The sequence below is a fragment of the Leucobacter shiyiweii genome (assembly GCF_052446065.1).
Lineage (GTDB): Bacteria > Actinomycetota > Actinomycetes > Actinomycetales > Microbacteriaceae > Leucobacter.
This window is the reverse complement of the sequence record NZ_CM127080.1, coordinates 1-21,178: the sequence shown is the minus strand read 5'-3', so window position 1 is coordinate 21,178 and position 21,178 is coordinate 1. Positions and strand designations below refer to the sequence as shown.

22 protein-coding genes and 1 tRNA gene are annotated in these 21,178 nt (G+C 64.5%); 10 read left to right on the top strand and 13 right to left on the bottom strand.

Translation table 11 applies throughout. The annotated features are described in order from the left end of the window. The first annotated feature begins 78 nt into the window (after positions 1 to 78). Positions 79 to 567 carry a YajQ family cyclic di-GMP-binding protein gene (locus ACTNFJ_RS00115; protein WP_435906814.1) on the top strand — a complete coding sequence of 163 codons (489 nt, stop codon included), beginning with the start codon at positions 79 to 81 and terminating at the stop codon, positions 565 to 567. Positions 568 to 1,259: 692 nt separating this feature from the next. On the opposite strand, the gene ACTNFJ_RS00110 is transcribed toward ACTNFJ_RS00115, so the two are convergent. From ACTNFJ_RS00110 to mtnC, 5 genes are all read right to left on the bottom strand, one after another. Further along, complete coding sequence (locus ACTNFJ_RS00110; protein WP_435906815.1) at positions 1,260 to 1,748, bottom strand: Dps family protein; 489 nt, start codon at positions 1,746 to 1,748, stop codon at positions 1,260 to 1,262. 144 nt (positions 1,749 to 1,892) lie between these two features. Next, positions 1,893 to 2,288: an iron chaperone gene (locus ACTNFJ_RS00105; protein WP_435906816.1), complete on the bottom strand. Its 396-nt coding sequence runs from the start codon at positions 2,286 to 2,288 to the stop codon at positions 1,893 to 1,895. A gap of 190 nt (positions 2,289 to 2,478) precedes the next feature. Next, complete coding sequence (locus ACTNFJ_RS00100; RefSeq protein WP_435906817.1) at positions 2,479 to 3,060, bottom strand: 1,2-dihydroxy-3-keto-5-methylthiopentene dioxygenase; 582 nt, start codon at positions 3,058 to 3,060, stop codon at positions 2,479 to 2,481. A 102-nt stretch (positions 3,061 to 3,162) separates the two neighbouring features. Then, positions 3,163 to 3,831, bottom strand: a complete 669-nt coding sequence (mtnB, locus tag ACTNFJ_RS00095; RefSeq protein ID WP_435906818.1) for a methylthioribulose 1-phosphate dehydratase — start codon at positions 3,829 to 3,831, stop codon at positions 3,163 to 3,165. Beyond that, positions 3,828 to 4,538, bottom strand: coding sequence for an acireductone synthase (mtnC, locus tag ACTNFJ_RS00090; RefSeq protein WP_435906819.1), 711 nt, complete (start codon positions 4,536 to 4,538; stop codon positions 3,828 to 3,830). Before mtnC ends, mtnB begins: the two co-directional genes overlap by 4 nt. A gap of 263 nt (positions 4,539 to 4,801) precedes the next feature. Here mtnC and ACTNFJ_RS00085 point away from each other — a divergent pair, with 263 nt between their 5' ends. The 3 genes from ACTNFJ_RS00085 to ACTNFJ_RS00075 are packed head-to-tail and all read left to right on the top strand — an operon-like array spanning position 4,802 to position 7,533. Then, a complete protein-coding gene (locus tag ACTNFJ_RS00085) occupies positions 4,802 to 5,419 on the top strand; it encodes a hypothetical protein (RefSeq protein ID WP_435906820.1) in 618 nt (205 codons plus the stop codon). Continuing rightward, on the top strand, positions 5,416 to 6,297 hold the full coding sequence (locus tag ACTNFJ_RS00080; RefSeq protein ID WP_435906821.1) for a PrsW family intramembrane metalloprotease: 882 nt from the start codon (positions 5,416 to 5,418) through the stop codon (positions 6,295 to 6,297). Before ACTNFJ_RS00085 ends, ACTNFJ_RS00080 begins: the two co-directional genes overlap by 4 nt. A 3-nt stretch (positions 6,298 to 6,300) precedes the next feature. Next, positions 6,301 to 7,533, top strand: coding sequence for an aminotransferase class I/II-fold pyridoxal phosphate-dependent enzyme (locus tag ACTNFJ_RS00075; protein WP_435906822.1), 1,233 nt, complete (start codon positions 6,301 to 6,303; stop codon positions 7,531 to 7,533). Between the two features lie 36 nt (positions 7,534 to 7,569). Here the strand turns inward: ACTNFJ_RS00075 and ACTNFJ_RS00070 are convergent, their stop codons facing one another. Beyond that, complete coding sequence (locus ACTNFJ_RS00070) at positions 7,570 to 8,721, bottom strand: glutamate--cysteine ligase (RefSeq protein ID WP_435906823.1); 1,152 nt, start codon at positions 8,719 to 8,721, stop codon at positions 7,570 to 7,572. Positions 8,722 to 8,909: 188 nt separating this feature from the next. Between ACTNFJ_RS00070 and ACTNFJ_RS00065 the strand changes: the two genes are divergently transcribed. After that, the gene (locus ACTNFJ_RS00065) at positions 8,910 to 9,698 is read left to right on the top strand and encodes an isocitrate lyase/PEP mutase family protein (RefSeq protein WP_435906824.1); all 789 of its coding nucleotides are present in this window, start codon (positions 8,910 to 8,912) and stop codon (positions 9,696 to 9,698) included. Between the two features lie 94 nt (positions 9,699 to 9,792). Here the strand turns inward: ACTNFJ_RS00065 and ACTNFJ_RS00060 are convergent, their stop codons facing one another. The 3 genes from ACTNFJ_RS00060 to ACTNFJ_RS00050 all read right to left on the bottom strand — a co-directional run bounded on the left by ACTNFJ_RS00060 (position 9,793) and on the right by ACTNFJ_RS00050 (position 12,942). Then, positions 9,793 to 11,751, bottom strand: a complete 1,959-nt coding sequence (locus tag ACTNFJ_RS00060) for a hypothetical protein (protein WP_435906825.1) — start codon at positions 11,749 to 11,751, stop codon at positions 9,793 to 9,795. A 181-nt stretch (positions 11,752 to 11,932) separates the two neighbouring features. After that, on the bottom strand, positions 11,933 to 12,103 hold the full coding sequence (locus tag ACTNFJ_RS00055) for a hypothetical protein (protein WP_435906826.1): 171 nt from the start codon (positions 12,101 to 12,103) through the stop codon (positions 11,933 to 11,935). 56 nt (positions 12,104 to 12,159) lie between these two features. Then, positions 12,160 to 12,942, bottom strand: a complete 783-nt coding sequence (locus ACTNFJ_RS00050) for a glycerophosphodiester phosphodiesterase family protein (RefSeq protein ID WP_435906827.1) — start codon at positions 12,940 to 12,942, stop codon at positions 12,160 to 12,162. 112 nt (positions 12,943 to 13,054) lie between these two features. On the opposite strand from ACTNFJ_RS00050, the gene ACTNFJ_RS00045 reads away from it, so the two are divergent. Next, a complete protein-coding gene (locus ACTNFJ_RS00045) occupies positions 13,055 to 13,549 on the top strand; it encodes a GNAT family N-acetyltransferase (RefSeq protein ID WP_435906828.1) in 495 nt (164 codons plus the stop codon). Between the two features lie 218 nt (positions 13,550 to 13,767). On the opposite strand, the gene ACTNFJ_RS00040 is transcribed toward ACTNFJ_RS00045, so the two are convergent. Then, complete coding sequence (locus tag ACTNFJ_RS00040; protein ID WP_435906829.1) at positions 13,768 to 15,000, bottom strand: glycerate kinase; 1,233 nt, start codon at positions 14,998 to 15,000, stop codon at positions 13,768 to 13,770. 199 nt (positions 15,001 to 15,199) lie between these two features. Here ACTNFJ_RS00040 and ACTNFJ_RS00035 point away from each other — a divergent pair, with 199 nt between their 5' ends. Then, complete coding sequence (locus tag ACTNFJ_RS00035) at positions 15,200 to 16,480, top strand: Nramp family divalent metal transporter (RefSeq protein WP_435906830.1); 1,281 nt, start codon at positions 15,200 to 15,202, stop codon at positions 16,478 to 16,480. A gap of 28 nt (positions 16,481 to 16,508) precedes the next feature. On the opposite strand, the gene ACTNFJ_RS00030 is transcribed toward ACTNFJ_RS00035, so the two are convergent. Further along, positions 16,509 to 16,721: a DUF5652 family protein gene (locus tag ACTNFJ_RS00030; protein WP_435906831.1), complete on the bottom strand. Its 213-nt coding sequence runs from the start codon at positions 16,719 to 16,721 to the stop codon at positions 16,509 to 16,511. 154 nt (positions 16,722 to 16,875) lie between these two features. On the opposite strand from ACTNFJ_RS00030, the gene heR reads away from it, so the two are divergent. The 3 genes from heR (at position 16,876) to ACTNFJ_RS00015 (ending at position 18,812) form a co-directional block, all read left to right on the top strand. Then, entirely contained in the window at positions 16,876 to 17,679 is an 804-nt protein-coding gene (gene heR, locus ACTNFJ_RS00025) for a heliorhodopsin HeR (protein ID WP_435906832.1), read from the top strand. A 104-nt stretch (positions 17,680 to 17,783) separates the two neighbouring features. Continuing rightward, positions 17,784 to 18,407 carry an LON peptidase substrate-binding domain-containing protein gene (locus ACTNFJ_RS00020; RefSeq protein ID WP_435906833.1) on the top strand — a complete coding sequence of 208 codons (624 nt, stop codon included), beginning with the start codon at positions 17,784 to 17,786 and terminating at the stop codon, positions 18,405 to 18,407. 75 nt (positions 18,408 to 18,482) lie between these two features. Continuing rightward, on the top strand, positions 18,483 to 18,812 hold the full coding sequence (locus ACTNFJ_RS00015) for a TFIIB-type zinc ribbon-containing protein (protein WP_435906834.1): 330 nt from the start codon (positions 18,483 to 18,485) through the stop codon (positions 18,810 to 18,812). 146 nt (positions 18,813 to 18,958) lie between these two features. On the opposite strand, the gene ACTNFJ_RS00010 is transcribed toward ACTNFJ_RS00015, so the two are convergent. Together ACTNFJ_RS00010 and ACTNFJ_RS00005 are read right to left on the bottom strand one after the other, a co-directional pair. After that, positions 18,959 to 19,040: transfer RNA gene (locus ACTNFJ_RS00010), tRNA-Tyr, on the bottom strand. A gap of 145 nt (positions 19,041 to 19,185) precedes the next feature. Continuing rightward, on the bottom strand, positions 19,186 to 21,147 hold the full coding sequence (locus tag ACTNFJ_RS00005) for an aldehyde dehydrogenase family protein (protein WP_444711780.1): 1,962 nt from the start codon (positions 21,145 to 21,147) through the stop codon (positions 19,186 to 19,188). Positions 21,148 to 21,178 lie beyond the last annotated feature (31 nt).

Here is a 21,178-nt window from a genome sequence, read left to right as displayed (position 1 = left end):
GCGTCGGTCGTCATTCCGGGCCGCAACGCTCATCTTGGTAGTCGGACCTGATCCGCGCTGGTCGGGTATCCTGGCCCCATGGCTGATTCATCGTTTGACGTAGTGAGCAAGATCGACCCAATGGAGGTCGATAACGCGGTTAACCAGGCCCGCAAGGAGGTCGAGCAGCGCTACGACTTCAAGGGCGTAGGCGCCGACATTTCGCTGAACGACAAAGCGATCCTGATCAAGGCAAACACCGAAGAGCGCGCGGTTGCCGTGCTCGACGTGGTGCAGTCGAAGTTCATCAAGCGCGGAATGTCGCTCAAGGTGCTCGACAGCGGCGACCCCTACCCCAGCGGCAAAGAAACCCGCATTGAGATCAAGCTCAAGGAAGGCATTGATCAGGCGACCGCGAAGAAGCTGAACAAGCTCATTCGCGACGAGGGGCCGAAGAGCGTCAAGAGCCAGATTCAGGGTGACGAGCTGCGGGTGTCTTCGAAGAGCCGCGACGATCTGCAGGCCACGATGGCGCTGCTGAAGGGCGCCGACGTCGACACCGCACTGCAGTTCATCAACTTCCGCTAGCGTTTCGGTCGGGTTCGGCCGCTCTAGCGTTTCGGCCAGTCCCGGGTCGTTTCACTGCGGCCCTCGAGAGCGATGCCCTCTCTCATTGCTGCGTGGACGCTCACGCAGACTTGAACGCGCGGGAACCCTGCGTGGAGGTCCTTTCGCGGATCGCACCGCAGCCTGCCTGCCAACCTCGTTTCGCGGCTGACACTCGCGCACGGTTAAACGCGCGGGAACCCTGCGTGGGTGTCCTTTCGCGGATCGCACCGAACAAATCCGCGGGGATCGCGGGCCGCACCAAGCGCCGCTGCGAGGATCGCGGAGGCTGACGAATAATCAGATTCTGCAAGCTCAGCCAGAGCCCAGCGGCGGAAGCGGGGCCGCATTAGCTGCACAAGCGGCGCGTCAGTGGCTGCGGGACAGAAGCTGCAGGAGCTAGGAGTCAGTGGCGACAAAAGGGGCAGAAGCCAGGAGATCTGCACAGCACAGGATCCCTTGCGGAGATTCCATCCTGGTTTGTGCGGATATCCGAGAAATGCGAGTGGTTCGGGTCATGGGAGCCATGCGGGTGGCTCGGGTCACGGGAGCCATGCGGGCCAAACTGACCCTGCGGACCAACCGGGCGGACGCGAGCAGCGGGCGGTAGATGGCAGCGGGCGCCCTGGAACCGGGCGGGCAACCGCTGCAGGCAACGGCCGCCCACTGGTTACCTAGCCGGCGAAGTGCGAGGTGAGGAACCAGCGATCCTTATCGAGCTGCGCCGCGATAGCAATCACGATGTCTTGGCTGGGTAGGTCAATATCGTCGAGCTCACGCACTGCGTTGTAGACCGTCTCGAGGGTCGCGTCAATCTGCGCCACAACCTCCTTCACCGTGTCGTTCGGGTTCTGAAAGCCGAACGACATCTCAGGCGTGGAGGTCTTCGTCGCAACGGTGCCGATACGCCCGTCAACCGGCTGTCCGAGCGCGACGATACGCTCGGCGACCGTGTCAGAGCCCTCCTGCGCGTGCGCCACAACCTCATCAAGGAACTCGTGTACCCCGATGAAGTTGGCACCGCGTAAATGCCAATGAGCCTGCTTGCCGTTCACCGCAAGCGCAATGAGGTCGTGGGCGACCGGGCTCAACTGCTCGGCAACCTTCTTCGGGCGATCTGCGTCGCCCTGCACGGCGGGCTCGTGAATCTTGTTCGTCGTCATGAGCTAAACCCTTCCTCTTCAGCCCCAACCGGTCTGCCGGGGCCATCCATCTTCACCTTACGGGGACGAGGTCACCGCCGACCTTGCCCTCTGCTCTGGGCGAACGGAAGTCCCAGGGGGTTGCGCAAACCTCTCCCTCGTGGATCAGGTCTCGCCTTTCACGGGACCTGGTCCGCTCGGTGCCGCGGTGGCCTGCTGGTCGATGCAGAACTGCACAAGGTCCGCCAGGAGCCCCTGGTCAAGATCGTGATCGTACGGCAGCTGAATCGCGCCCTTTGAAGTCCGGTAGTCGCCGAGACGGTCGGCGAAGTGCTCAATGGCTTCGGGGCCAGGGTAGATACCGATATGCCGCCGGTTCGCTGCAAAGTGAATCACGTCGCGGTTGAGCCGGTAGGTCGGCATACGCCAGCTGATCCGTTCGGTCAGTGACGGATCTGCATCCCGAATGATTTTGCGCAGTTGCCGCAGCTTCGGCTGCGCGAAGATGTCGCACGCGGCAATGTACTCGTCAACGGTCTGCGGCGCATCACGTTCGGTCATTTGCTTGGTCCGTTCCCTGATCTGCTCTGACTGGGATGGGAGGTGAAGTTGCAGCCCCCACTGCCGGACACCTTCGTCACTTCAGTATTCGCTCGTCGATTCCTCATGTCAACGAGCAGCAGGTAACAGACCCACGGCTGCGCGCGGCGACACCCGCTGGGCCCCGCCGCACGAGCCGACGTAACTACCTCTAAGCGAGCTGCGCGCGGCGTGCGTGCAGGTCGTCGAACGTCGGGAAGACCTCGGCGATTGGGTTGCCGGTGAAGTGGCCGATCCACCCATCTTCGTCGTGAAAGAAGCGGATCGACACGAACTCGGGGTTCGTGCCCATATCGAACCAGTGCGTCGTGTTGGCAGGCACCGACACTAGGTCGCCCGGCTCGCAGTAGAGCGCGTGCACTTTGCCGTCAACGTGCAGGTAGAAGACGCCGGCGCCGCGCGCGAAGTACCGATCCTCGTCGTCGTCGTGACGGTGCTCCGAGAGAAACTTCTGGCGCGAGACGACCTTGAGTTCGTCGTAGTTCTCTTGCCCGGGGGCGAGTCCGACAATGTCGACGAGTGTGTACCCCTCGCTCTGCTTCACTGCCTCGATCTCGGTCTCGTATGCGCCGAGGATCTCGTCGAGGCTCGCGTCGGCCGCGACATCTTGCACCTCCCAGCGCGAGAAGCGCGCACCCAAGGTGCCCAGCGACGCGCGAATCTCGGCCTCATCGGTGGTCTCGAGCACGGGGGTGGCGGGGTCGGTGTCGTTCCAGACGGTCAGAAGTGTCATGGCTGAATCCTCTCAGTGGTGGGGTGAACGTTCGAAATTGATAGGCCGGCCACGAATGCGGCGCGAAGGGACAGATGCAATTGGTGGATCAGGTCGTTCGCCTCAGCGCGTGGCGACGGTAAAGCGCAGCAACCACTCGGCGATCTCAAGGTGGCGGCGGGCGGCGGGCACGTCGGCACCCCAGGCATACATGCCGTGGCCGGCGACGATGAGCACGGGCACCTCGGGGGCACCTGCTGTCGCAGGTACGTACACCTTGTCGAAGCGCTCCGCCTCGACCGCCATGTCTTGATGGTTCGCGATGACCGGAATGCGCACGGTCGCATCGTGCGCAGGGTGCCCGATGCCCTTCAGCATCTCGAGGTCGCGCAGTTCGACACCCTCCGGCCAGCGCTCGCCCGCGATCACCGGGTCAAGGGCGTGCACGTGGAAGATCGCCCCGGCGCCGGTGCGCGCCGCAATGTGCGCGTGCAAACCGGCCTCGGCAGAAGGGGGGCGCGGATCAGCGGGGTCGACCGCGGCACCCGCGGCATCGACGAGCACCACGTCGCGCTCGGTCAGTTCCGACTTTTCGAGCCCCGACGCGGTAACGGCAAGCAGCAGTGGATCGCGATCCAGCACCACCGAGAGGTTGCCCGCCGTGCCGCGCATCCAGCCGTAGCCCGAAAATCGGGCGGCTTCGGCCGCGAGCGCACGACCGGCGTCGCGGAGTCGCGAGAGGTCGCTATGCAGAGTTCGCTCGGGTGTAGCTTCAACAAGCAGCGTGGTCATGGCTGCACCTCGATCTGGTCGAAGCCGTGGGCCACGGGGCCTGCGAATTCTGCCCCAGCCCAGGGCTCGCCCGCGCGATCGAGGGCGACGACCTGCCAGCCCGCGGCGACAGCTGCCAAGACCTCGTCGGGATGATCGGTGAGGAAGAGGAGGCGGGCCGGATCCACACCCAAAGCCTGCGCGATTGCGGCGTAGGAGGCGGGCTCCTTCTTCGGGCCCGCATTGACGGTATCGAACCAGGCGGTGACGAGGCCCGAAAGATCGCCCTGGGGTGCGTGCCGAAACCAGGGCTGCTGCGAGGCGACGGAGCCCGAGGAGTACACAGCGATCCGCACCCCCCGCGCGTGCCAACGTCGCAGTTGCTCTGGCACGTCGTCAAAGAAGTGGGACGTGATCTCGCCGGCGGCGAAGCCCTCGGCCCAGATGATTCCCTGCAGCGTCTTCAGTGGGGTCGACTTCACGTCGGCATCCATGAGCGCGTGCAGGGCCGCGGCCACCTCGGCATCGGTCGCGGTCTCGGGCAGTCCCGCTTCGGCGAGCGCAGCGGCACGCGCCACGCGCACGGTATCGTCGTCGCGGCCCAGCACGGCCTCGAGTCGTGGCCGGGCGTAGTCGTAGAGGTCGCCGAGAATAAACCCAGCGGCGCTTGTCGTGCCCTCGAGGTCGACGACGACGACGTCTGCGCTGATCTGGATCACGTCGGGCATGCTTCTCCCCCTTCAGTAGTTCGTTTGGCCCAGCCCTTGGCTGGGCGTGCCCCGCCACGTTAGCAGCGATGCAGCCGAGAATCCGCCCGCGTTACGCCAGGTTGCATCGGGCTGCGCCCAGTTGCCTCGAGCTTCGCTCCGTTGCGCTCAGTGCCGATCCACCACCGTACATTCGCCGCGGCACACCCACCTCCGCGACCCTCCCCGGCGTGTTTGCTCAAAGGAATACACAATAAACATGGACTAGGTCTAATATTTTAGGTATGACTGATACGCACCAGGCCACGCTCGAGGGCCAGGAAGCCCCACCGCCCTTCCGCAGCGACCGGCCCATGTGGGCCCCAGTGTGGGCCATGGTCGTCGTCTCGGCCGCACTCGCGATCGTGCCGATCGCGCTCATGGTGCTGCTACCGACGCGACTCGAAGGCACGATCGGTGTCTACGAGCGCGTCGCGTTGACGGCGAACGACGGCGACCGGGTGGTGTCCACGCAATTCATCGCCCCTGAGGGGTGGATCCGGGTCACCGACCCCGCCGATACCAGTGCATTCGTGGCGACAGACCCGAGCGGGGCGACCACGATGCGTGCGAGCGTCTTCCCCGGGGTGGCAGGCGGGCCCGAGCTGCTGCGCGACACCTCACCGGTCGGGGCATTAGTCGTGCCAGTGCTTCCCGTCGAGCTCGAGGGCGCGCTCACCGCAAGCAGCATCCAATACGACCTGAGCGCGGGAGATTCCGTCACCCGCAGCATCGTGGCATGCACGACCGATCAGCCCGCCGATTGCCTCCTCCTCAGCCTAAATTTCCAGCCCGGGCAGTCGACTCTCGACACACCCGAGTCGGTGCTCGATCTGTTGCGCAGCGCAGAGGTCTCGTCATGAGCGCGCCGACCCCAGCAGCAAGCATCGGGCAGGCCCCCGCCCCGCACGGCCTCACGGTGTGGCAGCCCCGGCAGCCAATGTTCTGGTTCGCGCTGGCGCTTATCTTCCCGTCGGCGGCGATCACACTGCTGCCCCTGTTTCTTGGAGGCATCTCGGGGACGGGGCTCATCGCAGCCACACTCGTGGTCGGCGTGCAGGGCCTCATCCTGTGGCTCGTCGTGCGGGCCCTCCCCCGCGTGCGGCGTCAACCCGCGTCGCTGCGGATCTTCGCCCTGGTGTGGGGCATGACGGTCGCGGTGGGATCCGCCATGCTCCTCAGCGCCCTCTTCAGCAACGGGCTCGCGGCCCTCGGGTTGTCAACCTTCTCCACGGTGATTTCCGCTCCGATTACCGAGGATGTTTCTCGCCTACTGGGCGTGCTCGCGGTGCTGACGCTCGCGTCTCGCGCACGCATCACGGTCATGGATGGGGTGGTCTACGGATTCTTCGTCGGCATGGGATTCGAACTGCTTGAGACGCTGATGTACACGCTCCGCTCGGAAGATCTCGCCCAGACCCTCTACGTCGGGCTTCTGCGCTCGATCTTCGGGTTTGGGCTGCACGCCTTGTGGACGGCCGTCGCGGGGGCCGCGCTCGCCTACTGCATGTCGCGGCGGCAGCGCGGACTCGGAGGGCGCTGGTGGGTATTGGCACCGGCACTCTTCGGTCCGATGCTCATGCACGCCCTGTGGGATTCGCCCGGGCTCTTCACGAGCGAGGTGCTGCAGGTCGCGATCATGGTGGCTTCGTACGCCGGGTCGATCGTGCTGTTCATCGCGGCGGTCAGGTGGGGCCGACGCTCCGACCGGGAGTGCTGCAGCGGCACCTCTACACTGTGAGGCGTGACTCTCAGATGGCAATCGGTGGCCCAAGCGGCGGGCCTCGCCTCCTCAGACGGCAACGCCAGGCCGACAATTTTCGCCGAGATGACGGCGCTCGCCACCCAGCATGACGCGGCGAACCTCGGGCAGGGGTTTCCAGACAGCGACGGCCCCGAGTGGATCCGCCAGGTAGCAGCCGACGCGATCCACAGTGGCGCGAATCAGTACCCGCCGGGGCGCGGCATTCCCGCGTTGCGCGAGGCGATCGCGGCGCACCAAGCCCAGCACTACGGCATCACAGTGGATCCGGATTCCGAGGTGCTCGTCACCGCAGGGGCGACCGAAGCGATTGCCGCAGCGATGCTCGCGCTGTGCGGCCCCGGCGATGAGGTCGTCACGCTCGAACCGTTCTACGATGCGCACGCGGCCGCGATCGCGATGTCCGGGGCGAGGCACGTCACGGTGCCGCTCGTGCCGAGTGCGGGCGGGTTTCGGCTCGACGCGGCAGCCCTCGAAACGGCCGTCACCGCGAACACCCGGGTGATCCTGGTGAACACTCCGCACAACCCGACGGGCACGGTGCTCTCGCGAGGCGAACTCGAAGCGATCGGCGCGGCGGCCGTGCGGGTCGACGCGGTCGTCGTGACCGACGAGGTCTACGAACACCTCACGTTTGACGGCCTGGTGCACACCCCGCTCGCGTCGCTGCCCGGCATGGCCGAGCGCACCCTCACCATCTCGTCGGCGGGCAAGACCTTCTCGCTCACCGGCTGGAAGATCGGGTGGATCTCGGGCCCGGCACCCCTCATCGACGCGGTGGCGACCATCAAGCAATTCCTCACCTACTCGGGCGGGGCCCCGTTTCAGCCGGCGATCGCGCGGGCGCTCACCGATGGCGATGCCGACATTCGCGAGCTTCGCGACTCCCTGGCCCACCGCCGCGACCTACTGAGCTCGGCCCTTGCCGACATCGGTTTCGCGGTCGGCCAGCCGGGCGGCACCTACTTCGTATGCGCCGATGCGACGCCGTTCCTCTCGGCGGAGGTGCCCGACGGCGCCGCCTTTGCGCGGGCGCTGCCCGCCGGGGCGGGGGTGGCGTGCGTGCCGGTGTCGGCGTTCTGCCGCGAGGGATCCACGACCGCAAGCGAACTTGCGAACTGGGTGCGCTTCACGTTCGTGAAGGACGAGGCCACGCTGCGCGAGGCGATCCGTCGGTTACGCGGGTCGTTGACGCCTATCGCAGTCACGAGCTAGCTCTCAAGCACTCAAGCTCTCGAGTCCTCAGCCGAGCTAAGCCCCCGGGTACGTGCGACGAATCGCCTCTCTCACCACCTCGGCAAGCGATCCGGTGCGCTGCAACGTCTGACACTGCACTTCGGAGCCCGCGCCGGATTCAAAGATGCCCGTCACCGCCGATCGCACGCGCTCTTCATCCCCATAGTCGCGCAGCGCAGTGCCGACGTGACGCAGCAGGGCATCCACCACGACGCGGGCTTCCCGCGGCCCGCGCGAGTTCGGATCCCAGAGGGTCTCGTTCAGGGCATACCGACTCGCTGACCACATCGCGAGCCGCATGAGCGAGGTGGGGAACGGCTCGGGCTGGGTTCCCGCGTGCGCTTCGGCGGCTGCCGTGGCGACCAGGGCCCGGGCGAGGCCCGCGATGCCCAGCGCGTGCTCGGGGTCCAGGCTCACGTCTGGTGCCCGGATCTCGACGGTGGGATGGTGCGTGGACAAACGCGCATCAAAATACACCATGCCCGGATCAAGAATCACCCCACTCGCGACGAGGGCACGCACCAGCTGTCGGTACTCTTGCGCCGATCCGAATCGGTCGTACGAACCGGCGCTGGGCCATCGCATCCACGCCTGGTAGCGGTAGCTCGAGTAGCCGGTGTCGATGCCCGCCCACATGGGAGAGTTGCAGCTCAGCGCAAGAAGCACGTGGAGCCAGGGGCGTATCCGGTCGAGCACGGCCACACCCTCGTCCTTGTCACGCACTGTCACGTGAATGTGCATGCCGCACGTCAGCTGCTCCTCCATCGTGAGGCCGAAAAGCTCGCCGATCATCTCGTACCGTGGGTTTTCGGTGAGGTGTGTGGATCCCGGCACCACGCTCGTCGCGAGCGCCGCGACACGAGCACCGAGGGTCTGGGCGGCCTGATCCGCGATTTTTCGACCGGAAATGATCGCGCGACCTACCTCGTCGAGGGAGGCAATCGGGGGCAGGATCGACTCGATCTGTTCGAGTTTCGCCTCGTGTTCTAGCGTGATGCCAGCGAGTGCGGGCAGCTTTTCCAGCGAGACCCGACCCCGCGCTGGACCGGCTAGCGAAGCCTCGGCGTGAGCGACCACCCGTTCACCCAGAGGCAAGGTTCGCCCGGAGTGCGGATCCACAATGAGTAGCTCTTCTTCGACCCCGATCAAGCGTCGTATGTCGTTCATCACCGCACCTCTCCTTCGCCGTGCGCTGAAACGACGCCCCCGAGCGTGGCTCGTCGGCGCCATTGGTGAAAGTTTGCCCCCAGCATGCGCTGCGCGGCACCCCCTTGACAAGGAGTGTCGTCATAGCAAGGAACTCGCACGGTGTCACCCCCTGTCTTTCGCGGCCAGGCAGGCGTAGCGTCAGCAAGATGAGTACTCACGCACACACCCTGAAGGCCCTGCACGATGCCCCCGAGATTCTCCGTCTGGTGAACGTTTGGGATGCCATCACAACGAAAGTCGTTGCCGCGAACCCACAGACGCGGGCTATTGCGACCGCTGGCCATAGCATCGCGGCCAGCCACGGCTACCCCGATGGGCAACACATCCCCTTCGATCTGCTGCTCGCGGCGCTTGAGCGGATCGTCGCGGCGACTTCCCTGCCCGTCTCTGCCGACCTCGACGCGGGTTTCGGGGGCGACCCGGAGGACCTCGCGCAGGTGCGCGAAAACGTGCGGCGGGTGGTCGCGGCCGGGGTCGTCGGGCTCAACGTCGAGGATCGCATGGAGCCGCTCGACGTGGCGAAGGCGCGAGTTTCAGCGGTGCTCGCGGGGGCCGCCGACGAGGGCGTAGAACTCGTGCTCAACGCCCGCACTGACGCTTTTGTGCGGCCGGAGGGCCGATCCGCCGAGCAATCGGTCGCCGCGGCGATCGACCGCGGGCGCGCGTACCTCGACCTAGGCGCGACCTGCGTGTTTGTGCCAGGCGTATTAGACGCCGACACCACCCGCGAGCTCGTCACTGGAATCGGCATGCGCAAGGTCAGCGTGATCGGGCTACCCGGCGCGCTCACCGCAAGCGAGTATGAGGCACTCGGCGTCGCGCGCATCAGCTACGGCCCGATGACGCAGAATGTCGCACTCACCTCGCTGAAGCGGCTAGCGGATTCGCTCTACGCGAATGGTGCGATCCCTGGCGACACCGAGAAGCTGAACTAATCTCGCACGCCACGCGGCGCGAACGAAACAGTGCTGAACGCTCCCTCACTTGCGGGTGGCGTTCAGCACTGTTTCGTTCTGTTTGAGCTTGGAACTACTTAGCGACCCTGCGGAGACGCCCGGCTGCAAAGACAGCAGCCCCCAGGCCCAGGAGGGCAAACAGACCCAGCGTCGTGGCACCCATCCCTGCATCCGATGCTCCGGTTTGCGCGAGGCCGGTAGCAGCAGGTGTGGAAGGTGCAACAGGGGTAACTGGCGCGACCGGAGCGGAGCTCCGAATGCTCAAGAGCACACCATTCGAGTCCAACTCGAACCAGACCACATTCTGCACCTCTTGATTGAGGTAGTTCACACCCTCCAATGTGAGCGTGTGCCAACCGGCCTCGAGACCACTCGGAATCATGCCCACACCTGAGATAGTCCCAGTGTTTCCAACTACCCCGCTTGCAAGGATCTGCGGTGTGGAGCGGACGGTCTGTGACCAGTTGCTGTCGGGCAAAAGACCCACTGCACTGTACTCAACGCCGGTTCCGGCGATAATATCACCGATGTTCGCCTGCAGATCCTGAGCAAGTTCCACGAGGGTGTCGACGGTGCCGGTGAGCTGCTCTGTCGCCACTACGTATGAGGAATAGTAGTCGACCTCCGAGAAGGAATAACCACTAAACGTGATCGACACTGCGCTGCCATACGTCGCGGTCGGGGTGCCAAAGAGGCGAACCCCAACTGGGTTTCCCAAGTCGTCCTCGACTACCTCAATGTCCAGACCTTCCGGCAGGTTCTCTGCGTTCCACCCGTAGTAGCCCTCAACGAACTCGAACCCCGTGAAGGTGAGACCAAAGGTTTCGTCGACTTCTTCACCCACGCTGTATGCAAACGAATCTGGGGCAAACGTGAACCCACACTCGCCCTGAACCGTCTCGAGCGCCGTTCCATACGTGGTGTTCAGGGAGGCGAAGACCTCCACGACTGCGGCGTCAATGGTTGCGCGATCGGTGCAGTATTCGTAGTCGACTAATCCGTTGATCAATGACGCGGAAGACACCGTGCCGTAGTTGAAGCGGATAGGGTCAGAACCGTTCGACCCGACGAATTCGCCCTCACTCACCCACAGGAGTGCCGGATCATAGAAGGAGTCGCCGTCGTCGGTGAGCACACCGTTGTTGCCCAGTTCGGTGATGCGAGTTCGACCGTCAGAACCGAGGTTTCCCTCAATGCTGAGATCTATCCGAGCAGGTATTGAACTATCAGCGAGAACTACAGTGACGTCCCAGGTGGCCCAGTTGTTCGAGAACTGGCGCTCCACGGTGACGTCGACATAGGCACCCTCAGTCGATGACCAAACGTCTTCATCGACAAAACTAACGCTGCTGTCTGTCACCACTGGTTCGGTATCCGCCGTGAAGATGTATCTGGAATCGGTACCCGATCCTACGTCGCTAGTGACCACCTGACCGAAACCGTCGTAAGCATCACTCCTGTTCGCGGTCTCCGCATCAGAGATCGAGCCATCGGTGAGGCACACATAGGTGAAATCGACCGTTGGGGTGGTGAAATCAGCATACGAAGAATTGCTCTCCGACTGCCAGTACCCGCACATCCGGTTCCAGTTTGTCTCATTCGCAGGCACCTCAAGTGCCTGCATCTGCAGCGGTGCCTCTCTGGAGGCCTCAGGAACCTTCGCCTGGAACTCAACATCGACGGACCCGGCCGCCGCTGTCTCACTGGTGACTTCTCCAGTGCCCGGCTCATACACACGGAAAGACACTGTGTGAGCCACGCTGGTATCAGTCACTCCCCAGCCCCAGGAATAGACCGCTCCATCGAGCGCCCCAGCGGTAAGGGTTTCCGTCGAGACGCCATCGACAAACACGGTCACGACCGCATCATCAGGCGCGTCGGTGGCGATCGTTGTTGATTCGCCTTCGCTGACCGTTGCCGCGGTTGACGTGACTGCGTAGGTGGCCGGGAGCGCCGCAGCCGCGGTACTCACCGCGACCAGGCTACCCAAGCTCAACGCCAAGGTCGCGATGACAGATAACAATTTCTTCATGTATTTTCCCCGTTGAAATTCGTTGATTTCCCCAACAAGCCGCTCAAACACTACCGCAAATTGAACAGAAGAAGGCCAAAGTGCAAATTTACACTTTGTTTTGTTTCGAGCAGATTTCTCAGCGCTCGGGATCATCACCACGAGGATCGCCAACCTCATGCGGGGGCCAGGGAGAAAAACTTCAATCGTTTCGCGTGAGATACGGGTCATTGACAAACCCGTCAATGAATTGGTCAATCTCACCCTGCAACCAGGTGAGCGTGCCGTCGAGCAGTCCCGCTGCCGTCTGCGCATAGGCACCTGGAGCGGTGTCGCGTATCTGCTCGAGCTTTCGTCGCGTTTCAGGGTTCATGTCTCGATTGTCGCAGGCAGGCCTGCGTGCATGGGGCTACGCACGCGCGCATGGCTCTAGGAAGCAGCCTCCAATAACGCGAGGTCGGCCCGATCGGTGATGATGCCGCGCACCCCCATGCCCGTGAGGCGCGCCATCTCCGCGGGGTCGTTCACCGTCCACACGTGCACCTCGACGCCGAGGCTCTCGGCGAGATCGATGAGGCGCGGAGTTAGCACTCGCACGCGCCCGTACTTCTCGGGGATCTGTAGCGCATCGAAGCCGTCAAGCGCGCGGGCCGCCGCCTTTCGCTGACCGGCTGCCAGCGCAGCAAGGGTGCGGATCAGGGCCCCGCGCCCGGGGGACGTCGCCGGGCGCACACCCGATCCACTCGCCGACCGTACCGCCTGCAGCGCCGCCCGCCGGTGGCCGTCCGCGAAGCTCGCCACGAGCACTCGCTCGGCGTGCGGGGCGATGATGCGACCCGCTGCCTCGGCGACGCCTTTCGACTTGATGTCGATGTTGAAGTGCACCTCGGGAAACATCTCGAGCGCTTCGCGCAGGGTGAGGAGACCTCCACGATCGGCGAAGAACGAGGTGAGCTCCCGATAGCTGACGGCCGCCACGGGCCTGGGGTCACCGCACACTCTGGCGAGATCCACATCGTGAAACAGCACCACCTCGCCGTCGCTCGTGAGCCGACAGTCGGACTCGAGATACCGCGCGCCGGCCGCAACGGCCGCCGTCATGGCTGCGCGGGTGTTCTCGACGACGCCCTGCGCGGCGAGTTTCGCGGTGACGAGACCGCGGTGCGCGATCACGCGCAGCCTGGCATCGTGCGATAGGTAGGGGTGCAGCATGTGATCCCGTCTCGTCGGCCGTGTCGCGACCATTCTTGCCTAGCTTTCGTTCTTTCGCTCTACGCTCCCAGCGGACGCTTACGATGAAACAAGTATCGAAAGGAACCTGCCAATGTCAGATGCCGACCAGCCTCAGCACGGAAATGAGCCACGACCCCATGGGCCAGCGGCCAACTCGATGACACCGACCCACGGAGTCGTGGATCGCGTGGCCACCCCGACCGAGCACGCCCGGTTGGCTGCCTCAGTCGGGTGGCAGTCACATTTCGATGACCACCTCCGCACCGCGTCACTGTCGGCCTCACTCGCGGGCGTGGTCTTCATCGACGAGATCGACGGGGCCGTGGGAATGGCCCGGGCCGTGGGGGACGGGTGGCAATACGCGTACATTCAGGATGTCATCGTGCACCCTGATTACGAGGGTCAGGGAATTGCCACCAAGCTCGTTGAACGTCTCGTGGAGTTGCTGCGGCCGCAGGGAAAGGCGGAGCTCTTCCTCGGGTTGTTCGCGAGCGAAGAAGCTGTCAGCGTGTATGAATCGCTCGGCTTCCAGTCAACCGGCGCGATCGGGATGCATCAACGGATCTCGAGCGACACCCGAGGGTGAACCTGCCTCAGGTGGACTGCCATGCAGGCTTTACGCCGACTCAACCCTGCGCGGGTGCCCACCCGAGGGAGCGCACGCGCGCGCGCCGGCCTCGGGTGGACTGCCGCGCGGGCTTCGCGCCGCTGGAACCCTGCGCGGGTGCCCACCCGAGCGACACAGAGCCCAAGAAGTCGAACCGTCGAGACGTGGAGCGGTCGAGAGGTCGCTAGCCGGCGAGCCTAGCCTTCGCCCAACACCACCCGAGTGGCGTGCGCGGCTGCTTCGGCAAGCAGCGCCGGAGTGTCAGCCTGCAGCTGGTCGAGCGTCGCTGGGCCTCGCGCGATCGACCACGCCGCAATCCCCGCTCTCTGGCATTCCTCGAACGACAACTCGACCGACCCTGCCAGCACCACCACGGGCACCGAGCTTGGCTCCTCGCCAGCGACGGCCGGTGCGTCATCTCGGCAGTCACGCGCCTCGGCGAGCACGCGCGACACCACTTTTCCCTGCAGCGACTGCGCGTCGAGCCGCCCCTCCGCGGTAATAACCATGGCCGCACCCGCCAGTGCGTCACGGAGACCGACGGCATCACTCACCAGCGCGGATCCGGGTACCAGCTGCGCACCAAACAGCGCGACTGGGCCGAGCGCCAACCCGCCGGCCGCTCCCAAGCCCGGCAGGGCTGCCAACTCATTGGCTTCGCCCCCGGTGGCCTCCGCGAGCAGCCGCGCGAGCCTGGCAAGGCCGCGGTCGATCAGCTCAACCTGCTCGGGGCTCGCCCCCTTCTGCGGTCCGAACACAGCCGCAGCGCCGCCCACACCGGTGAGCGGGTGGTCGACGTCACACGCCACCCGCCACCCGCCCTTCCCTGCGCGGGTATCTATCTCTGACAGATCGATCTCGTGCAGCTCCGCGAGACCCCGCGCCCCGGGTGCCACGTCGTTCCCAGACGCATCGAGCAATCGCGCACCGAGCGCGCGCAGCATCCCACTACCTCCGTCGCTGGTGGCGGATCCGCCCAGACACATCAGAATCTCCGTCGCTCCGGCACTCAGCGCCGCGCACACCAGCGCGCCCACACCGGCAGTGTCGGCGTCGAGGGCGCGGAGCGGCTGATCCACCACTGCGGGCAAGCCGTTGGCATCGGCCGCTTCGATCACCGCGAGGCGCGCACCCTGCTTCTCGCTACTGAGACCCACTCGACCCGTGCGGGGTCGTCCGAGCGCGTCGGTCGTTGCCACATCGAGAATCTCGCCGCCCCAGGCCGCGACCAAGACATCGAGGGTGCCCTCACCTCCGTCGGCCAGTGGCAGCTCTCGTATCTGCACGCCTTGACCGAGCGCTCGTCGCACTCCGCTCGCGATCGCCCGCGCAGCATCGGGTGCCGTGCAGCTGCTTTTGAGCGAGTCGGGGGCGACTACGACGATGGGCACGCTGCGCTGCGGCAGGGTCCCTCGCGCGCTCCCAGACATGCGATCAGCGTATCGGTGAGATCCACCCCACCCAAAGGGATCCAGCGCACTGCAGAATGGGCCACCACGCAGGCTTCGCGAGGCGAGAACCCTGCACGAGTGTCCATTCGAGAGCCTGAGAGCGGCAAACACGGAAAGTCGCAAATACTGCCTCGCTTGTAGAGAGATAACCGTAGGCTAAGCGCAAGGGAGGGGTGCCGTGACTGATCCCGTTTCGAACCGCCGAGCACACCACCCTGCCCGCAAGCACCTGCGCGGGAAGGGATATTTCCGTCGGCTGGGGCCGGGGATTGTCACCGGTGCGGCCGACGATGATCCGTCGGGAATCGCCACCTACTCGCAGGTCGGTGCCGCGACCGGAAACCGGCTCCTATGGAGCGCTCCCGTGCTTTTGCCGCTCGCATTCGCCGTACAGGAGGCGTGCGCGCGGCTGTCGCTGGTGACCGGGCTCGGACTCGCCGGCATCATCAAGCAGCGCCTGCCCCGGCCGGTGCTCTATCTTTGTCTGGCCTTGGTGGTCATCGCGAATACCGTCAATATTGCGGCGGATCTCGGCTCCATGGCTGCGGCTCTACAACTGCTGGTGCCCGTTCCACAGCTTCTCGGAGTGATCGGTTTCGCCGCGATAATTGTCGTCGCCGAAATGTTCGTGCCCTATCACCAATATGCGAAAGTGCTGCGATGGCTCTGCATTTCCTTGCTTGCCTATATTGCGGTGCTGTTCGTCGCCGACGTGCAGTGGGATGAGGTGGCACGGGATCTCTTGCTCCCCGGATTCACCTGGGCAAAACTCGACATCGCGATGCTCATCGCACTTGCGGGAACCACCATTTCGCCATACCTGTTCTTCTGGCAATCGGCCGAAGAGGTCGAGGAACGCCACCGCATCAAGAACTATCGCGTCTCGACCGCGCACATTCGCGCCATGCGCGGAGACGTCTTCGCCGGAATGCTCACTGGTGTCATCGTGATGACCGCCATCATGATCACGGCGTCGGCAACCCTGCACAAGCAAGGCATCACCGATATTCAGACCGCGGAGCAAGCGGCCGCGGCCCTCCAGCCCATCGCTGGAGAGTACGCGGGTGTGCTGTTCCTGGTCGGCATCGTAGGCGTGGGCCTGCTCAGCGTCCCAGTTCTCGCCGGGGCAAGCGCCTATGCCATTGCAGAGACCTTCGGCTGGCGCGAGAGCCTCGAGAAGCGCCCGAGCCAGGCGCGGGCGTTCTACGCCGTGCTATTCGTTTCGATCCTGATCGGGCTGTCGCTCAACCTCATCGGGCTGAACCCAATGACGTTCTTGTTCATCGCTGCGGTAACGAACGGGTTGGCAGCACCGATTCTGATGGCGGTGGTGTGGTGGCTTGCCAACGACAAAAAACTTCTGGGCACATGGAAGAGCCCGTTGTGGTCACGCATCCTTCTCGGGATCGCAACCCTCGCCATGGCGCTGCTGCCAGTGCTGTGGGTCTTGGCGCCGTAGCGCTGTTGCACCTGAGCGTGCTGGCGTCTTAGCGCTTCTTCTTACCAAAGACGAAGAGGTAGAGCATTTCGAGAATGCCCACCGTATTCACCAAGAGCAGCGTTGCGAACCAGCCGGGGGACCTGTTGGAGCCGGCTCGGTAGAGCGCGAAGGCCTTCCAGATGAAACTCCACACGGCGACCGCGACTGCCGGGGCAACAGCCTCGGGGTGCTCCTTGAAATATGTCTGTTTCTTAGCCATGCTTCCATTGTCCTCCGATGGCGGCCAGTGGGCACCTAATTCGCCTCAAAGTTTCTTCACCGGTGGCGGTCTCGGACTTGTACCGGGCCATTGCGTGCCGCAAGATTAGGGAAACGGGACTCACGTTCACCCGTTCGCTGACCTGAGGTGGGTAATGATGCAAAAGATCCGTTCCGATGAGGAGCAGATTTCTCGCCTTCGTGCCTACAACCTGGTTGCCGGAACGCTGCACTTGTTGCAGGGTCTTGCATTCCTCTTCCTACTCTCGCGGCTGAGTTCACAGGTCATGTTCCCCGTGACCGTCGATTACATGACCGGCCCGCCCGGGGTCGATCTGCCGACCGAGCGGGTCGTGCTGTTCGAGATTAACCTGGGTCTCGGCGTAGTGGCATTCCTGCTCCTCTCAGCGTTTTTCCACTACCTGATCTCACTTCCGGGGGTTTTCCCTCGGTATGCCAGAGGGCTAAAGCAGCAGCACAACTATTTCCGGTGGACCGAGTACTCGCTGAGCTCATCGGTGATGATCTGGCTCATCGCGCAGCTCACCGGCGTGTCCGACTTCGCTGCACTCGTTGCGATCTTCGCGGTTAATGCATCGATGATCATGTTTGGGGCGCTGCAAGAAAAGTACGAGACACCGGGAAACAAGAAGTTTCTGCCCTTCGTCTTCGGCTCCATTACCGGGGTGGTCCCCTGGATCATCATCGTGATCTACACCTTGCAGCCAGGTTCGACGAATTCGACGGAGGTCCCTGGGTTCGTCATTGGCATCATTGTTTCCCTGTTCGTGTTCTTCAACACCTTTGCCGTGAATCAGGTGCTGCAGTATCGACAAGTGGGTGGGTGGCGCAACTACCTCCGGGGCGAGCGGATGTACATCACCCTGAGCCTGGTCGCAAAGAGCGTTCTGGCGTGGCAGGTGTTCTCAGGGGCTTTAGTGCCGCTTTTCGTAGACTGACGCGCCACCGAATTCGAGAATCGCCGCACGGACTGGGATGCTCTGCCGAGGCTTACCCACTCGGTAGTACCACACCACCGACAACTCACCCGAAGGAGTGCTGCATGGCTTTCGTGCTTCCCCAGTTCCCTGTTGGTTCAGTACTTATGCCATACATGCCGGTTGAGTTACGCGTTTTTGAACCTCGTTACCTCAACCTCATGGGTGAGCTGATGGCGTCCGAAAAGCCGGTCTTTGGCATCCCGCTTTTTGGGCAAGATGGCGAAGCCGGTGAAGCTCCCGAAGTGCTCACCGTTGGGACCGTTGCGCGCATCGATGACTTCGGAATGACCGACGATTTCATGGGCATTACTGGCACAGGCACCCGACGTTACTTCATCACGAAATGGCTAGAACCCGAGCCGTACCCAAAAGCAGAAATTGAATTCCTGCCTGAATTTGTATGGGAAGATCGCCTCGATAGTCACAGGTTGAAGCTCGAGCTCGAGGTGCGGAATCTTCTCTCACGCGCAAGCACCTATGGGCAACTGCAGTGGGGGGTCGACACCGAAGTCTCTCAGGATCCTGTCGCCAGCGTGTGGCAGCTTGCGGGCATGCTGCCCGTGCAATCTCTCGAGCTTCACACCCTGCTCGCGTCTGAGACTCTTGAAGAGCTCCTTGAACGGACCCTTGCAGTCTGCGAAGGCGGAAACCACTTTCTCGACGAGCTTGAACGCGGCGACGCCTGAGATTGACGGATGGAGTGCCAGGCGATTCCGCCTGTCCCAACAAAATTCCAGCTCTCGATAGCTACGCTGGGGCGCATGAACTGCCCCACAGATGGAACCACGCTGCTCATGAGCGAGCGCCACGGAATCGAGATCGACTATTGCCCGCAGTGCCGAGGCGTGTGGCTCGATCGAGGAGAACTCGACAAGATCCTCGAACGGGTACAGACCGAGGCCGCTTCGATCCCGGCACCGAGCTATGCGCAGCCCACTCCGCAACCGGCACCCGCTGCGCAGCCGAGCTACCAGCAGCCTCGTTACGACGACCGGCGCGAGCACCGCGACAACCGCGACTACCGCGAGAGCGACAGCAAGTACCGCAAGAAGAAGAGCCCGTTCGACTTTCTCGGCGACATTCTCGGTTAGAGATCGGCGGCGGAGTGCGCAGTACCCCGCTCCCGAAGCAGAGTGCGCAGCCGAGATCCGCGAAGTGTTGTCACTGCGTTCAAAGCAAAGACAGAAAAACCCCCGACTTCCTAGTGCTTACCAGGAAGTCGGGGGTTAGTGTTCTGTGGCGGGTGAGGGATTCGAACCCCCGTAGGCATAGCCAGCTGATTTACAGTCAGCCCCCTTTGGCCGCTCGGGTAACCCGCCATCGGTCATTTGCACGACCAGAGAATCACTTTACTGGTTCACGCGCCTGAACGGAAATCACGCCCGCCGAACCCAATTGTGAGGCTCGCAGATCCACGCACGCAGCCCACCCGAACGCAGCGGATCCGGCGGTGAGCCCCGCAGCTCACCGCACGCGCGCGTTCACGTCCTCGATCCACTCGTCGAGGCCCGCGACCGGAGACGCCAACCCGTGCCTGTGCGCGGTCACCGACACGGCCTGTTCGCGCAGGAACGCCAGCAACTCCACCGGCCCCGCCATCGTCACCGGGTCGGCCCACAGGGTCACGCGGGCGAGCCCACCCATCCACTCGGCCGCGCGGGTGCGATCGCCACCGATGAGGCGCACGCGCAACGCCGGTGAGTCGTTATCAAGTATCACGCCGACACCGCTCGCGCCCCCGGCGTCACCGGCGGGCCCGGCCACCGCGATCCGCTCGAGCCACGCCTCATCTCGTTCGAGTGACACGGTGATGCCCTGCCGCGCAAGAAACTCGGAGATGCCCGCGGGCAGCACCGCCCCTGTCGACACAGATACCGGTGCTCCGACTGTGAAGGCCGAGACGAGCACCCGAATCAAGTCAGCGAGTTCACCGCCCTCCGCGAGGCGCACGTGCGTGGCCACCGGCCAGTGCCGCAGCAGGTTGCGCTCAACGCCCAAGCCGATGACGTCGTGCAGACCGCCGAGCGTCGTGCGCCAAGCGAGCGCATCGCTGAGTGCGGCACGCCGCACGTGGTCGAAACTCTCGTAGTCGAGCGCCGACTGCGCCGTCTCGATCAGGATCTGCACCTCGGGATCGAGCCCGCGCAGGTGCAGCGTCGAACTGGGGGTACCCTCGCGCAGCCGCCACGAGCCGAGCGTCACGAGTCGGTTCGGCCCCCCTGCCAGCGGTTGCGCGCCCATGCCCGAGCGCCCGAGACCTCCCCCAGGCATCCGCTCGATGCGCCCCCTCGTCGTCGACCGCCCGACCACCAGCGTCGCCGCGCGCACGCGCTCCAGCCACGGCACGATCTCGCTCTCCTCGCCAGCATGCAGCGCCGCCACGCTGCCACACCCGAGCTCGCTCTGCAGCGCGATCGCCTCGTCGACGGTGCGCGCCGCGATCACGCCAATCACCGGCATGCCAACCGCATCCGCCCAGAACGATGAGTCGCGTCGCACCCCGATGCGCACGCCGGGCTGCCACAGTCGGCCCTCGTCATCCAGCTGTTCGGGCTCCACGAGCCACTCCTCGCCAGGTTGCAGCTCGGTGAGGGCACGCCTCCCAGCTTCGCTCACCGGCTCGGGCAGCGGCCCCACATCAAAGATCAGCGGATCCTGGTCGCCCGGCCGCCCCGTATCTCCCACGCGCAGCGCACGCACAGCATCGGCCAGGTACCGGCGGAGCCGGCTCGAGCGAGCCGCGGAGCCGAGCAGCACCAGCGCACGAGCCAGGCTCGGGCTCGCATGACCGGCACCAAAAGCTGACCGCACCACCTCGCGCACAGCCGCGACCGGATCGGTGCTCGGCGCGACGAGACTCGAACCGAGTGCGCGGAACCGGCCGGCAACCCGCAGGTCTGGGCGACGACGCACGACCGCCTCGGCGGTGGTGCGACTGCCCAGCACGAAGGCGCGATCCACCCGGGTGTCTGCGGCGTATCGCGTTGCGATCTCGCCGCCCGCGGTTACGAGGGTCACCAACCCCTCTGGCAACCCGGCGGCCTGCCACTCGTCGAGCAGCACCTGGGTCGAGCGCGCGACGGTCGGGTGAGCGACGCACACCACGGTGGATCCGGCGGCAAGCACGGCCAGCAGCGCCTCTGCTCGCTCGTCTAGCGGCACCCCGGCTTCCAGCACGACCAGGGCAAGGCGGTCGGGCTGAAACTCGGCACCGCGCACCGCACCGAGGCCAGCGGCGAGCTGCCCCAGGTAGCGCGCGGCGTCGACGGCACCGTTGATCTCAGCATCGATCACCGGTGCTGGGGATCCGCTCTCGCACGCGAGCGCCACAACGAGCCGGTCCCGCGCGGCGACAGTGCCCAGCGCGAGCCGACGCACCCGGGTAGCGCGGTCAGCAGGACGCTGCGCCCGCCACGCCTCACCCACCGCGAGTGCGTGGTCGATGGTCGCCTCCGGA

Bases quoted from the DNA above. Each gene is read 5' to 3' on its own strand.
- ACTNFJ_RS00115 (WP_435906814.1), top strand. From the start codon at position 79: ATGGCTGATTCATCGTTTGACGTAGTGAGCAAGATCGACCCAATGGAG.
- ACTNFJ_RS00110 (WP_435906815.1), bottom strand. From the start codon at position 1,748: ATGACGACGAACAAGATTCACGAGCCCGCCGTGCAGGGCGACGCAGAT.
- ACTNFJ_RS00105 (WP_435906816.1), bottom strand. From the start codon at position 2,288: ATGACCGAACGTGATGCGCCGCAGACCGTTGACGAGTACATTGCCGCG.
- ACTNFJ_RS00100 (WP_435906817.1), bottom strand. From the start codon at position 3,060: ATGACACTTCTGACCGTCTGGAACGACACCGACCCCGCCACCCCCGTG.
- mtnB (WP_435906818.1), bottom strand. From the start codon at position 3,831: ATGACCACGCTGCTTGTTGAAGCTACACCCGAGCGAACTCTGCATAGC.
- mtnC (WP_435906819.1), bottom strand. From the start codon at position 4,538: ATGCCCGACGTGATCCAGATCAGCGCAGACGTCGTCGTCGTCGACCTC.
- ACTNFJ_RS00085 (WP_435906820.1), top strand. From the start codon at position 4,802: ATGACTGATACGCACCAGGCCACGCTCGAGGGCCAGGAAGCCCCACCG.
- ACTNFJ_RS00080 (WP_435906821.1), top strand. From the start codon at position 5,416: ATGAGCGCGCCGACCCCAGCAGCAAGCATCGGGCAGGCCCCCGCCCCG.
- ACTNFJ_RS00070 (WP_435906823.1), bottom strand. From the start codon at position 8,721: ATGAACGACATACGACGCTTGATCGGGGTCGAAGAAGAGCTACTCATT.
- ACTNFJ_RS00065 (WP_435906824.1), top strand. From the start codon at position 8,910: ATGAGTACTCACGCACACACCCTGAAGGCCCTGCACGATGCCCCCGAG.
- ACTNFJ_RS00060 (WP_435906825.1), bottom strand. From the start codon at position 11,751: ATGAAGAAATTGTTATCTGTCATCGCGACCTTGGCGTTGAGCTTGGGT.
- ACTNFJ_RS00055 (WP_435906826.1), bottom strand. From the start codon at position 12,103: ATGAACCCTGAAACGCGACGAAAGCTCGAGCAGATACGCGACACCGCT.
- ACTNFJ_RS00050 (WP_435906827.1), bottom strand. From the start codon at position 12,942: ATGCTGCACCCCTACCTATCGCACGATGCCAGGCTGCGCGTGATCGCG.
- ACTNFJ_RS00045 (WP_435906828.1), top strand. From the start codon at position 13,055: ATGTCAGATGCCGACCAGCCTCAGCACGGAAATGAGCCACGACCCCAT.
- ACTNFJ_RS00040 (WP_435906829.1), bottom strand. From the start codon at position 15,000: ATGTCTGGGAGCGCGCGAGGGACCCTGCCGCAGCGCAGCGTGCCCATC.
- ACTNFJ_RS00030 (WP_435906831.1), bottom strand. From the start codon at position 16,721: ATGGCTAAGAAACAGACATATTTCAAGGAGCACCCCGAGGCTGTTGCC.
- heR (WP_435906832.1), top strand. From the start codon at position 16,876: ATGATGCAAAAGATCCGTTCCGATGAGGAGCAGATTTCTCGCCTTCGT.
- ACTNFJ_RS00020 (WP_435906833.1), top strand. From the start codon at position 17,784: ATGGCTTTCGTGCTTCCCCAGTTCCCTGTTGGTTCAGTACTTATGCCA.
- ACTNFJ_RS00015 (WP_435906834.1), top strand. From the start codon at position 18,483: ATGAACTGCCCCACAGATGGAACCACGCTGCTCATGAGCGAGCGCCAC.